The organism is Streptomyces sp. NPDC005202 (assembly GCF_040608235.1).
Taxonomy (GTDB): Bacteria; Actinomycetota; Actinomycetes; order Streptomycetales; family Streptomycetaceae; genus Streptomyces.
The window spans coordinates 101,629-113,846 of sequence record NZ_JBEXHW010000003.1; the positions used below are offsets into that span (position 1 = coordinate 101,629).

At 70.2% G+C, this 12,218-nt stretch carries 12 protein-coding genes; 8 read left to right on the forward strand and 4 right to left on the reverse strand.

What is annotated here, in order from left to right:
* Positions 1 to 16: 16 nt before the first annotated feature.
* Positions 17 to 910, reverse strand: coding sequence for an endonuclease/exonuclease/phosphatase family protein (locus ABZV31_RS07130; RefSeq protein WP_355889287.1), 894 nt, complete (start codon positions 908 to 910; stop codon positions 17 to 19).
* Between the two features lie 204 nt (positions 911 to 1,114).
* On the opposite strand from ABZV31_RS07130, the gene ABZV31_RS07135 reads away from it, so the two are divergent.
* Positions 1,115 to 2,419 (forward strand): aldolase/citrate lyase family protein, encoded by a 1,305-nt coding sequence (locus tag ABZV31_RS07135; RefSeq protein WP_355889289.1) that lies wholly within the window; start codon positions 1,115 to 1,117, stop codon positions 2,417 to 2,419.
* 89 nt (positions 2,420 to 2,508) lie between these two features.
* Here ABZV31_RS07135 and ABZV31_RS07140 read toward each other — a convergent pair whose 3' ends face one another.
* Together ABZV31_RS07140 and ABZV31_RS07145 are read right to left on the reverse strand one after the other, a co-directional pair.
* A complete protein-coding gene (locus ABZV31_RS07140) occupies positions 2,509 to 3,051 on the reverse strand; it encodes a hypothetical protein (RefSeq protein WP_355889292.1) in 543 nt (180 codons plus the stop codon).
* Between the two features lie 242 nt (positions 3,052 to 3,293).
* Positions 3,294 to 4,388, reverse strand: a complete 1,095-nt coding sequence (locus ABZV31_RS07145; protein WP_355889294.1) for a LacI family DNA-binding transcriptional regulator — start codon at positions 4,386 to 4,388, stop codon at positions 3,294 to 3,296.
* A 159-nt stretch (positions 4,389 to 4,547) separates the two neighbouring features.
* On the opposite strand from ABZV31_RS07145, the gene ABZV31_RS07150 reads away from it, so the two are divergent.
* A complete protein-coding gene (locus ABZV31_RS07150; protein ID WP_355889296.1) occupies positions 4,548 to 5,501 on the forward strand; it encodes an ROK family protein in 954 nt (317 codons plus the stop codon).
* Positions 5,502 to 5,541: 40 nt separating this feature from the next.
* Here ABZV31_RS07150 and ABZV31_RS07155 read toward each other — a convergent pair whose 3' ends face one another.
* Positions 5,542 to 7,575: an NPCBM/NEW2 domain-containing protein gene (locus ABZV31_RS07155; RefSeq protein ID WP_355889299.1), complete on the reverse strand. Its 2,034-nt coding sequence runs from the start codon at positions 7,573 to 7,575 to the stop codon at positions 5,542 to 5,544.
* A 267-nt stretch (positions 7,576 to 7,842) separates the two neighbouring features.
* Here ABZV31_RS07155 and ABZV31_RS07160 point away from each other — a divergent pair, with 267 nt between their 5' ends.
* From ABZV31_RS07160 to ABZV31_RS07185, 6 genes are all read left to right on the forward strand, one after another.
* A complete protein-coding gene (locus tag ABZV31_RS07160) occupies positions 7,843 to 9,111 on the forward strand; it encodes an ABC transporter substrate-binding protein (protein WP_355889302.1) in 1,269 nt (422 codons plus the stop codon).
* 19 nt (positions 9,112 to 9,130) lie between these two features.
* Positions 9,131 to 10,045 (forward strand): sugar ABC transporter permease, encoded by a 915-nt coding sequence (locus tag ABZV31_RS07165; RefSeq protein ID WP_355889305.1) that lies wholly within the window; start codon positions 9,131 to 9,133, stop codon positions 10,043 to 10,045.
* On the forward strand, positions 10,042 to 10,968 hold the full coding sequence (locus ABZV31_RS07170; protein ID WP_355889308.1) for a carbohydrate ABC transporter permease: 927 nt from the start codon (positions 10,042 to 10,044) through the stop codon (positions 10,966 to 10,968). Before ABZV31_RS07165 ends, ABZV31_RS07170 begins: the two co-directional genes overlap by 4 nt.
* Before the next feature lie 221 nt (positions 10,969 to 11,189).
* A complete protein-coding gene (locus ABZV31_RS07175) occupies positions 11,190 to 11,321 on the forward strand; it encodes a hypothetical protein (protein WP_355889311.1) in 132 nt (43 codons plus the stop codon).
* Between the two features lie 392 nt (positions 11,322 to 11,713).
* Positions 11,714 to 11,914 carry a hypothetical protein gene (locus ABZV31_RS07180; RefSeq protein WP_355889314.1) on the forward strand — a complete coding sequence of 67 codons (201 nt, stop codon included), beginning with the start codon at positions 11,714 to 11,716 and terminating at the stop codon, positions 11,912 to 11,914.
* Between the two features lie 45 nt (positions 11,915 to 11,959).
* The gene (locus tag ABZV31_RS07185) at positions 11,960 to 12,154 is read left to right on the forward strand and encodes a hypothetical protein (protein ID WP_355889316.1); all 195 of its coding nucleotides are present in this window, start codon (positions 11,960 to 11,962) and stop codon (positions 12,152 to 12,154) included.
* The last annotated feature ends 64 nt before the right edge of the window (positions 12,155 to 12,218 follow it).

Here is a 12,218-nt window from a genome sequence, read left to right on the forward strand (position 1 = left end):
TCACGGGGGCCGCGGCTCATCCGGGGGTCAGCGACACCTGCACCGGCAGGTGGTCGCTGGGGAACCGGCCGTCGCGCGAGAAGGTGTTCACCGTCGCGCGGTGCACCGTCACCCCCGGTGTGGCCAGGATCCAGTCGATGCGGTCGCCGTCGGGGACGGGCGGCTGATAGCCGTGGAACGTGCCGTACAGCGGCCCGCGCTCGGCCGCCGCGTCCCAGGTGTCGGAGAGCCCGGCGCCGAGCATGTCGTCGTAGACTGGACCGGCGTGGGCGGGGGCGTTGAAGTCGCCGGTCACGACGAGGGGCAGGGACGGGTCCAGGGCGGCGATCCGCAAGGCGATCAGCGGCACGGAGCGCATCCGGGCGGACCGGCTCGCGTTGTCGAGGTGGGTGTTGAGGAGGTAGAACTCCCGCCCCCCGCCGCGCAGATCGCGGAAACGCACCCAGGTGACCATGCGGATGCACGCGCCACCCCAGGTGTTGGAGCCGATCACCTCGGGGGTGTCGGAGAGCCAGAAGTGGTCGTACTCGGCCGGGGCGAGGCGGCGGGTGTCGTAGAGGACGGCCACGAACTCGTCGTGGCTGCCGCCCGCGCGGCCCGTGCCGATCCAGTCGTAGTGCGGCCCCAGGTCGACCTCGATGTCGTGCAGCTGCCGGTAGAGGCCCTCCTGGCTGCCGATGACGTCGGGCGCCGCCCGGCGTAACAGCTCGCGCATCACCGGGCGGCGCGCGGCCCAGTTGTGGGACCCGGCGGCGCTCGCGCGGCGGAGGTTGAACGTCATGACCTCCAGACGGCCGTCTCCCGGCCGGGCGGCGGAGGCGGACGCGGTGCCGAGCAGGGGCACGGTCACCGCGGCGGCCGCCGCGGTCCGCAGGCCCATCCGGCGGGTCACCCTCCTGATGTCCGGCACGCGATCGCCTCCCTTCGCGAGTCAGGATGAAGGGTGAACACCGTCGTGCGGAAGAAGGCGTGAGAGGCCGGGGTGTCGGGAGGGCATGGCAAGCGGTGTTGGGCGGCTCAGGCTGCGGACAGGTGTTGACCTGCGAGAAGATCCACGGATAACTTCATTCTACGGATTGTTGATTCCGTAGAGCGGAAAATGGGAGAGTGTGGGATGGGTCAGGGCCAGCAGGAGAAGGTGGCGACGAGCCTCGCGGGCGCCGTCAGCGAGGAGATCAGCGCCTCCCTCGCGCCGGTCGACGCCGAGCTGGAACGCCGCTACCCCGGCGACCCCGGCACCCGCCAGCCCGTCCACACCGTCTACGTCCCCGGCGACGCCTTCTCCGCCGACACCATCCGCTCCTGGGGCGACCAGGCCCTCGCCGCCCTCGACGAGCACGCCCCGGACGCCGCCTCCTTCGCCGCCGTCCTCGGCCTGAGCGACGAGCTCGCCGTCCCTGTCCACGACCGCGTCCGCGCCAAGCTCGAGCGCGAGCCCATCGAGGACCTGCGCGTCGACTTCGAGGACGGCTACGGCCCCCGCCCCGACGCCGAGGAGGACCAGGCCGCCGCCCGCGCGGCCCGGCTGATCGCCGAGGCGTACGCGAACGGCACGGCCGCCCCGTACATGGGCATCCGCATGAAGTGCATGGAGGCGCCGGTCCGCGACCGCGGCATCCGCACCCTCGACATCTTCCTCACCGGCCTGATGGAGGCCGGCGGCCTGCCCGACGGGCTGGTCCTGACGCTGCCGAAGGTGACGTACCCGGAGCAGGTCACGGCGATGGTGCGGCTCCTGGAGGCTTTTGAGAAGGCCCACGGACTCGAACCCGGGCGCCTCGGCTTCGAGATCCAGATCGAGACCAGCCAGGCCATCCTCGCCGCCGACGGCACCGCCACCGTCGCCCGCATGATCCAGGCCGCCGAGGGCCGCGCCACCGGACTGCACTACGGCACCTTCGACTACAGCGCCTGCCTCGGTGTGTCCGCGGCCCACCAGGCGAGCGACCACCCGGCCGCCGATCACGCCAAGGCGGTCATGCAGGTCGCCGCGGCGGGCACCGGCGTGCGCGTCTCGGACGGCTCCACCAATGTCCTGCCGGTCGGCCCGACCGAGAAGGTCCACGACGCCTGGCGGCTGCACTACGGCCTGACCCGCCGTGCCCTGGCCCGCGCCTACTACCAGGGCTGGGACATGCACCCCGGCCACATCCCGACCCGGTACGCGGCGGTGTTCGCCTTCTACCGCGAGGGCTTCGAGCAGGCGGCCGCCCGCCTCGCCCGCTACGTGAGCCGGGCGGGCGGGGACGTGATGGACGAGCCCGCCACTGCCAAGGCCCTCAGCGGCTACCTCCTGCGGGGCCTGGACTGCGGCGCCCTCGACATGGCCGAGGTTGCCCGGCTCACCGGCCTCACCCGGGCCGACCTGGAGGGCTTCGCCGCGCCGCGGCGCGGCGACCTCACGGCCTCCGCCAAGTGAGTTGCCCGACACGCCCGTAGCGGCGCTGTCACAGGCGCCACGGCCGGATCCCGCCGTCCAGTGGAGCAACGTCCGGTGGGGGAAGGCGATCACCGCCGTACGTATCCCTCCAGACCGGACGTCGTCACCCGCTCCTCCTCCACGAACAGCTGCGTGCCCCGCGCACACAGCCGCGGATTCGCGCGTGCCCGCGCGCAGAACTGCTCCGGCGTGTCACCGAACAGCTCCCGCAACCGGGCCGACTCCACCAGCAGTTCCGTGAGCAGCGCGCGCTCGCCCGGGTGTCTGCGCGGTGCGTCGGCACCGTTGTGCAGGACCCCGTGCCGGTGGACGTAGACGTACGCGCCGGGGAGCCGCGCGCCGTTCTCCAGCTCGATCCGTACGTTGGGCGCGGGCAGCCAGGCCCGGTCGTAGTTGCCCATGGGCACGGGTACGCCCTCGCTGTCGTCGATGACGGCGAGCTGCCGCTCGTCGAGCCAGATGACGAACAACTCCCGCACTGTTGCAGGGGCGTGGAACGGCGACGCGGAGACGTACCCCATGCGGCTCACGTGCGCCGAGACGCCCACGTCGACGCCGGTGACCCGCGCCTTGACCATCGGGACGGGCGAGGCGATCCCGGACGCGGCCATCTTGTGCCGCAGCCGGCCGGGGCAGGCGTTGGAGCCGACGGCGAGGACAGGGGTCCGGTCGGCGTACGGGAAACCGTCGAGGGGCAGCAGCCGGTCGCCGCGCAGGAGCCCGCAATCCTCGGGCCAGGCGCCGGGATACAGCAGCGGATGCTCACGCGGTGCTTCGGCCAGCGAGCGCCTCCAGGGTGCGGTCGTCCCGGCGCGGCCCGGTCCGCCCGCTCGTACGGTCCGCCACGGGCCGCTCAGTCCGCCGGCGGCAGCTCGCCCGAGCCGCGGGTGATCAGCCGGGTCGGCAGCTCGATGCGCTCCGGCGTGACGAGGGTGCCGTCCAGCTGGCGGAACAGGCGCTCCGCGGCGGTGCGGCCGAGGGCCGCCGCGTCCTGGGCGACGACGGTGACGCCCGGCTGCAGCAGGTCGGCGAGCTCGATGTCGTCGAAGCCGACGAGGGCGACCCGGCGGTTGTGCTCGGCGAGGACACGGATCACGGTGACCGTCACCCGGTTGTTGCCCGCGAAGATCGCGGTGACGGGGCACGGGCCGGAGAGCATCGCCTCGGCGGCCCGGCGCACCCGCCCCGGGTCGGTGACGCCGAGCGACATCCAGGAGTCCTCGACCGGTATCCCCGCGTCCTCCATCGCGGCCCGGTAGCCGCGCAGGCGCTCGGCGGCCGTGTGGATGCGGGGCATGTCGCCGATGAAGCCGATGCGGCGGTGGCCGTGGGCGATCAGGTGGGCGACGCCGTCGCGGGCGCCGCCGTAGTTGTCCGACAGCACCACGTCGGCGTCGATCTTCCCGGCCGGGCGGTCCACGAACACGGTGGCCACACCCGCCTTCATCTCCGGCTCCAGATACCGGTGGTCGTCACCGGCCGGAATGACGACCAGGCCGTCCACCCGCCGCGCGCACAGCGCCAGCGCCAGCTCCTGCTCGCGGTCCGGGTCCTCCGCGCTGGAGCCGTTGATGAGCAGGGCGCCGTGCGCGCGGGCCACCTCCTCGACCGCCCGGCTGAGAGGGCCGTAGAACGGGTCCGCGAGATCCTCCAGGACCAGGCCGATGCTCGCGGTGCGGCCCTTGCGCAGTACCCGAGCGCTGTCGTTGCGGCGGAAGCCCAGGGCCTCGATGGCCTCCTGGACACGCCGCTCCGTCTCCGGGGTGACCCCGGGCTCGCCATTGACCACGCGGGAGACGGTCTTCAGACCGACACCGGCGCGCGCCGCCACGTCCTTCATGGTCGGACGGTTGCCGTAGCGGGTTCCGGAGAGGCGGTCTGCTCGGCGAGCGGTCTCTGGCACGATGCGGTGTCCTGTCCTGTCGTCCACGGGGATGCGTCGGTCCATGGATCTGTATGAGGATGTGGCGTCGAGCATAGAGCCTGGACAACGTTGTCATACCCGAGAGAGACTGTCCACCGCACATCCCGGCCTGCGCCCCCACCGCGAGACCGGCTTGCGCCTACCTCTTGCTTTCCTCATGGTTGACGGGGAGATCTGACTCTGATGCACACCGACCTCGTGGCCGCGCTCGACATCGGCGGCACCAAGATCGCCGGAGCCCTGGTGGACGGCCACGGCAGCATCCTGGTGCGCGCGCAGCGCGCGACGCCCGCACAGGAGGACGGCGACACCGTGATGCGGGCCGTCGAGCAGGTGCTCGGTGACCTGGCCGCGTCACCGCTGTGGGGACGTGCCACGGCCCTGGGCATCGGCAGCGCGGGCCCGGTGGACGCCTCCGCCGGGACGGTGAGCCCCGTGAACGTGCCGTGCTGGCGCGCGTACCCGCTGGTCGAGCGGGCCCGGGCGGCAGCCGGGGGCCTGCCCGTCGAGCTGATCGGCGACGGCGTGGCCATCACGGCGGCCGAGCACTGGCAGGGTGCCGCCCGCGGCCACGACAACGCGCTGTGCATGGTGGTCTCCACGGGCGTGGGCGGCGGCCTGGTCCTGAACGGGCAGCTGCACCCCGGCCCGACCGGCAATGCGGGCCACATCGGCCACATCAGTGTCGACATCGACGGCGACCCGTGTCCGTGCGGCTCGCGCGGCTGCGTGGAAGGCATCGCGAGCGGCCCCAACATCGCCCGCCGGGCGATCGAGAACGGCTGGCAGCCCGGCCCCGACAAGGACACCTCGGCCGCCGCGGTGGCCGCCGCAGCCCGCGCGGGGGACCCGGTCGCCGTGGCCTCCTTCGAACGCGCCGCGCGGGCGCTGGCCGCCGGCATCGCCGCCACCGCCACGCTCGTCGAGATCGACATCGCCGTCATCGGCGGGGGAGTGGGCAAGGCCGGGGACGTCCTCTTCAGGCCGCTGCGGAAAGCCCTGAGCGACTACGCCACCCTGTCCTTCGTGCAGCGTCTGACGGTCACGCCCGCACAGATGGGCACGGACGCCGGGCTGGTGGGGGCGGCCGCGGCCGCACTCGCCGGACGGGCGAGCGCGGCCGCGGCCGGAGTCTGAGGGAGGCCTGCCGGGGCCCGGCCCCGCGCGAAACACTCGCTCAACAACTCAGCCGAGCGTCCGCCCAGTCCGCGTGGTCGGAGTCGATGCCGTCGCCGCCGTCGGTGACGACGAGCCGGATGACCAGCGCGCCGGTGACGTCCGCGGTGATCGGATGGGCGGGTTCGGCGTTGGTGAGGACGCCGGTCGAGGCGACCTTGGTGCCGTCCGCCCAGATCTCGAAGGCGACGGTGCCCTTGGTGCCCTTCTCGTCGTCGACGCCGACGTCCGCGGTGACCGCCTCGCACGCCTTCCCGGTGTAGTAATCGACGGAGCTCTCCGCGTGGACACCGAGTCCCTTGGCGTACACCACCCCGCCGAGGGCGATCGGATGACCGTCGCCCGCGGCGCTCTCCCCGTTGCTGGTGTTGCGTTCGACGGGGCCGTAGCCGTTGGTGGCCGACAGCCACGGAAGGTCACCGAGGTGCGACGTCCCGGCGGGCGGCGGCACCACCACGGACGCCGTCAGCGGCAGCGTGCCGTCGACGCGGACGCCGGACGGGGAGCGGTAACTGGTCTTGAGCGTCAGGTCGTACGACCCCGTGGGCGTCCCCGGGGAAGCGGTGACCGTCCACTTGGTGCGCAGCGCCCTGCCCGTCGGTACGACGAGGGCACGCGTCGGGGGCTGGGCCCGCACCGTCCAACCCTCCGGGCCGGTCAGCGACACGGAGACGCGCGTGGCCGGCGTGCGGCCGAGGTCGGTGACCGTCGTCGTCAGCGTGGCCGGCCTGCCCGCCTCGACCAACGGGCTGCCCTCCAGGCCGAGTTCGACGGCGGGCGGGTTCTTCGCCCAGTGGCGGTCGGCGAAGACCCGTACGAGGACCGTGCCGTGGGCCGGGACGGTCGCGGACACCGTGCCCGCGGTGTTGTAGCTCCGGTGCTGCCACAGGTCGCGCAGGGTGTAGGCGGGGGCCTCGGGCAGGCCGACGGCCTGGGCGGTGGTGGCGATGCGCTGCGGGCTGCCGGTCTCGTTGAACAGGGCCACCGCGCGGCTGCCGTCCTCCATCTCCTTGGTGACGACCCAGCGCCCGCCCTCGGAGGAGACGACGGTGCCCTGCTTGCCCAGCGGGTCCTGGTCGACGGCGATGACCTCCTTGTTGCCGAGGATGTCGAAGGTCGCATCGGAGGCCCTGCGCAGGTCGGAGCCGATGAGGAGCGGCGCGGCCATGACCGACCACAGGGAGAAGTGGGTGCGGTACTCGGTGTCCGTCATGCCGCCGTTGCCGACCTCCAGCATGTCGGGGTCGTTCCAGTGGCCGGGGCCGGCGTACGGGGCGAGCGGCAGGTTCTTCTTCAGGATCGACAGCATCGACCCCCAGTTGTCGCTGATGTCGCCGGTCGTACGCCACAGATGCCCGACGTCGGACGCCCATTCCCAGGGCTTGTTCTGGCCCCATTCGCAGATGCTGTAGACGATGGGCCGGCCGGTCGCCTTCAGGGCGTCACGCATGGTCGTGTAGCGCAGTTTCGCGTCCACGCCCTGGTTGTTGCAGTTGTCGTACTTGAGGTAGTCCACGCCCCAGTCGGCGAACTGCTGGGCGTCGCTGTACTCGTGACCGAGCGCGCCCGGGAAACCCGCGCTGTTGCACGTCTTGGTGCCCGCGCTGGTGTAGATGCCGAGCTTGAGTCCCTTGGAGTGGACGTAGTCCGCGACCGCCTTGATGCCGTTGGGGAAGCGGACGGGGTCGGGGACGAGTTTGCCGTTCGCGTCCCGGGACGGCAGGGCCCAGCAGTCGTCGAGGTTGACGTACTGGTACCCGGCGTCCTTGAGGCCCTTGTCGGCGAAGAGGTCGGCGATTCCCTTGACCATGGACTCGTTGAACTCGGCCCGGCAGTGCGTGGAGTTCCAGTTGTTGAACCCCATCGGCGGGGTGAGGGCGAGCCCGTCGGTCAGGGCGGGTGTGACGGAGCCCGGGGCGGAGTCCGCGGCGGAGGCCGCGACGGCGGGCGCGGCGAGCCCCGCCGTGCACAGCAGGCCCGCGGTGAGCGCTCCGACGACTCTTCGGCGGGTCGTGCGGGGGTGAGGGTGACGCATGGTGACGTTCCTCCGAACTCGCGAAAGATGGGATGACTTCATGTGCGCGTCATCGGTGCGCGTTTACGGTAGGACGTGTCGGACTCTGTTGGAAGAGATGTGGTAACGGTTGTTCGGTATCCCGTCACACCCCTTGACGGCAGCCCACCTTGGCGGTGAGATCCAAGCCTCGCGTTCGGTTGTGTTGGGTGGCACCCCGAGGAGGGGGACATGGCACAGTCATCGTTGAACCGGCTCGTCCTGCCAGAAGGCGCAGCAGGACATCGGATGTCCCGGCGTACTCTCTTGCGTGGTGCGGCCGTTGGAGCCGGTATGGTCACGCTTCCCGCCGTGCTGTCCGCCTGCGGCTCGGGGCCCGGTGGCGGCAAGAAGGAAGTCACCGTGGGGTCGAACGCCTCGGACGCCGTTCCGAAGAAGGCGTTCGCGGCCGCCTTCGCGGCGTACGAGAAGCAGTCCGGCAAGAAGGTGAAGGTCAACACCAAGGACCACAACGACTTCCAGGAGAACATCAACCGCTATCTGCAGGGCACGCCCGATGACGTCTTCATGTGGTTCGCGGGATACCGCATGCAGTACTTCGCGGAGAAGGGGCTGCTGACCGAGATCAGCGACGTCTGGAATTCCTTCTCGGGATTCTCCGACGCCCTCAAGGCGCAGTCGACGCACGCGGGCAAGCAGTACTTCGTGCCCTACTACTACTATCCGTGGGCCGTCTTCCACCGGAAGAGCCTGTTCCAGCAGAAGGGCTACCAACAGCCCAAGACCTGGGACCAGTTCGTCGCGCTCGCCAAGCAGATGTCCAAGGACGGCACGCCGGTCGCCTTCTGCGACAAGGACGGCTGGCCCGCGATGGGCACCTTCGACTACATCAACATGCGTCTGAACGGCTACGACTTCCACAAGTCCCTGATGGCGGGCAAGGAGTCGTGGACCGACACCAAGGTGAAGAACGTCTTCGACACCTGGCGCGAACTCATGCCGTACTACCAGAAGGGTGCCCTCGGCCGGACCTGGGAGGAGGCCGGGCAGAGCCTGCAGCAGCGCAAGACCGGGATGGCCGTCTTCGGCATGCCGCACCCCGGCACCCAGTTCCCGGAGAACGAACGCGACGACATCGATTTCTTCGCCTTCCCCGAGATCGACCCGCAGTACGGACAGGACGCCGTCGAGGCGCCGATCGACGGGTTCCTGATCGCCCGGAAGTCGAAAAACGTCTCCGGCGCCAAGGACCTGCTCAAGTGGCTCGGCACGCCCAAGGCCGAGGACGTCTACCTCCAGTACGACCCGAACAACGTGGCCGTGAACTCCGGCGCCGACACCTCCAAGTACAGCGCCCTGCAGAAGAAGTCGGCCCAGCTCGTCTCGGGTGCCAAGCAGATCTCGCAGTTCATGGACCGCGACACCCGTCCCGACTTCGCCTCCACCGTGATGATCCAGGCGATCCAGGACTTCATCGGCAACCCGAAGGACGTCGACGGGCTGTGCAACAGCATCGAACGGCAGAGGAAAACCATCTTCTCGCAGCCGGTCGGCTGATCACTGGGGGATACGTTCCGTGGCGCTCACCTTCCCGCGGCGCGCCGGACGGCGACGGCTGCGGCGGTTCACCCGCCGCGACGTCGTCGTCCTCGGCGTGCTGCTCGGCATACCGATCCTGCTCGACATCGCCATCGTCTGGGGACCGACGCTGGCCTCCGTCGGGCTGTCCTTCACAGCCTGGGACGGCATCGGCGACATCCACTGGGTCGGCGGGGAGAACTACAAGAACCTCGTCGACAACTACCCGCCGTTCTGGCCCGCGGTCCGCCACAACATCATGTGGCTGCTCTTCCTGGGCCTGATCGCGACGCCGTTCGGCCTGTTCCTGGCCGTCCTCATCGACCGGGGCGTCCGCTTCAGCGGCTTCTACCAGTCCGTCCTCTACATGCCGGTCGTGCTCTCGCTCGCCATCGTCGGCTTCATCGCCCAGCTGGTGCTGGGCACCGACCAGGGTGCGCTCAACACGATCCTCGGCAACCACGACGACCCCATCGACTGGCTCGGCGACTCCCACCTCAACATCTGGATGATGATGATCGCGGCGAGCTGGCGGCACGTCGGCTACGTCATGATCCTCTACCTGGCCGGCCTGAAGTCCGTCGACCCGGCGCTGAAGGAGGCGGCGGCGATCGACGGCGCCAACGAACGCCAGACGTTCTTCCGCGTGGTCCTCCCGACCCTGCGCCCGGTGAACGTCATCGTCGGCGTGATCACCGTCATCGAGGCGCTACGGGCCTTCGACATCGTCTACGCGGTCAACAAGGGCCGCAACGGCCTGGAACTGCTGTCGGTCCTGATCACGGACAACATCATCGGCGAGGCCAGCCGCATCGGCTTCGGCTCCGCCATCGCCGTCGTCCTGCTCACCGTCTCCCTGGGATTCATCGTGACGTTCCTGGTCCAAGAGCTGCGAGGTGCGCGCGACCGATGACGGCAGACATCCGCACCACCGCGCCCGTGCGCCGCCCCTCCCCGGCGCCCGTCGTGACGGCCAAACCGCGTCCGCGCCGCGGCCGCTGGGGCGTGCACATCTTCCTCACGGCGGTCTCGCTGGCGTTCCTGGCCCCCCTGCTGCTGGCCGTCTACGCGTCGCTGAGGCCGTACCAGGAGACGGCGCAGAACGGCTACTTCTCCTGGCCCAGGCACCTGTCCTTCGAGTACTACCGCCGGGCCTACACCGAGTCCGGCATGGGCAAGTACTTCACCAACACCTTGATCATCGCGGTGCCCGCGGTGATCGTCACGCTGTTCCTGGCGTCGTTCGTGGCGTTCGCGGTGTCGCGACTTAAGCTGCGCGGCGGGATCGTGCTGCTGATGTTCTTCACCGCGGGCAACCTGCTGCCGCAACAGGTGATCGTCACCCCGCTGTACGTGCTCTTCAACAGGATTCCGCTGCCGTGGTGGATGTCCGACTCGCTGACCATGTACGACTCCTACTGGGCCGTCATCATCGTCAACATCGGCTTCCAGCTGGGCTTCTGCGTCTTCGTGCTGGCCAACTTCATGCGCACGCTGCCCCAGGAGATCCTGGAGGCGGCGATCGTCGACGGCGCCGGGGTGTGGACCCAGTTCTGGCGCATCACCCTCCCGCTGTGCCGCCCGGCCCTGGCGGCCCTGGCCACCCTCGAGTTCACCTGGGTCTACAACGACTTCCTCTGGGCCCTGATCTTCATCTCCAACCCCGACAAACTCCCCATCACCTCCTCGCTGAACAACCTCAGGGGCCAGTTCTTCACCGACTACAACCTGCTCGCGGCAGGCTCGGTCCTGGTGGCCCTCCCGACGATCCTGGTGTTCCTGCTGCTGCAACGGCACTTCATCGCGGGGCTGACACTGGGTTCGACGAAGGGGTGATGACGGACATCTCCGGCGTGCTGTAGCGTTCTCCGACTCATGCGGGAAGGGGTGGGGGATGACCGTGACCGCATCACGGAGGGACGAGCCGCCGAGGATGACCCGTCTCCAACTGGACAACGCCGCCCGGCACACGCTGCGGACGGCCAGGGAGGCGCAGCGGATTCTCCGGGGACCTGGGGGACGGTGAGGAACTCGACCGGAAACTGGAAGAACTCGTCGTGGACAACAGGCGCTTGACGGGCGGCAGCCGGCCGGGGCGGCTTGTCGCCAAGGGCCTCCGGCAGAAGCAGCAACTGGTCCATGGCATCGCCCGGGCTGCGGTGTTCGTCCGGGCCCACAACCGGGGCTAGTGCGACGTGCAGGACATCCTGTGCGGTGCGCCGGCCGGCGCAGTGGGCCACCACCGCGGTGAGCGGCAGATCGCGGAGAGCCTGGACGCGCTGGGGTACGCCACGCTTCCGACCACCGACGCCACCGGCTGGGGGTTCGTGCTCCTCAAGGGGGCGACAGCCGACGACGAGCAGTGGACGAACGTCGTGAAGGCGGCGCGTTACCTGCTGGATCCGTCCTTCCTGCTGACCTTCGGGGACATGACGAAGATCCTGGGCGAGGAAACCTTCGGGTGGAACGTCCGCGCGTTCACCGCGTGCTTGCGGGACGTCGAACGGCTCGTCACGGTGGAAGAGGTGCCTCGGCCGACGGAATGGGGGCCGGGCCGGGGCCCCTCCCCCGCGTCCGCAGAGTGCTTCGCCCCGACACCGTTCCCGATGACGTCGACCGGATCCCGCCGCTGGATCAGGGCGAGCCGGGCGTCCCTGGCCCGCAGTATCCGTTCGGCCACTACCGGCCTCCGTCGGCCGGCCTGCTGGCGGTCGAGTCGCTGTCGGACGATTGTCCGGACGTCGACCCTCCGGACGAGGAGGGCTTCTCGATCAACCTGTAGTGCGCCGCCCCGTGACTCCCCCGCGGTTCGCCCGTTGGACCCGGCATGAAGAAGCGCAGCATGCTGGCCCTCGCCTCCCTCGCCACCGGATTCGTGGTGGCCGCCGTCACCCCGTCCCACGCGCACGACCACGACGTGCTCGGTGATCTGAACGTCAAGGACACCATGGGCACGGTCGACCACCTGGTCAGCCACGACAGCGTCGCCGTCGACGACGACGCCCCGGGGCACAACGGCTGAGGCCGATTGGCCTGAGCGCGGCGCCGGTGTCCCCGCCGCAGGGGGCACCGGCGCCGTCGCGCGG

What these genes read in the sequence shown, in the direction of transcription:
- ABZV31_RS07145 (WP_355889294.1), bottom strand. Translation starts at nt 4,388, where the DNA reads ATGGACCGACGCATCCCCGTGGACGACAGGACAGGACACCGCATCGTG.
- ABZV31_RS07140 (WP_355889292.1), bottom strand. Translation starts at nt 3,051, where the DNA reads ATGGCCGCGTCCGGGATCGCCTCGCCCGTCCCGATGGTCAAGGCGCGG.
- ABZV31_RS07160 (WP_355889302.1), top strand. Translation starts at nt 7,843, where the DNA reads ATGTCCCGGCGTACTCTCTTGCGTGGTGCGGCCGTTGGAGCCGGTATG.
- ABZV31_RS07170 (WP_355889308.1), top strand. Translation starts at nt 10,042, where the DNA reads ATGACGGCAGACATCCGCACCACCGCGCCCGTGCGCCGCCCCTCCCCG.
- ABZV31_RS07185 (WP_355889316.1), top strand. Translation starts at nt 11,960, where the DNA reads ATGAAGAAGCGCAGCATGCTGGCCCTCGCCTCCCTCGCCACCGGATTC.
- ABZV31_RS07150 (WP_355889296.1), top strand. Translation starts at nt 4,548, where the DNA reads ATGCACACCGACCTCGTGGCCGCGCTCGACATCGGCGGCACCAAGATC.
- ABZV31_RS07135 (WP_355889289.1), top strand. Translation starts at nt 1,115, where the DNA reads ATGGGTCAGGGCCAGCAGGAGAAGGTGGCGACGAGCCTCGCGGGCGCC.
- ABZV31_RS07155 (WP_355889299.1), bottom strand. Translation starts at nt 7,575, where the DNA reads ATGCGTCACCCTCACCCCCGCACGACCCGCCGAAGAGTCGTCGGAGCG.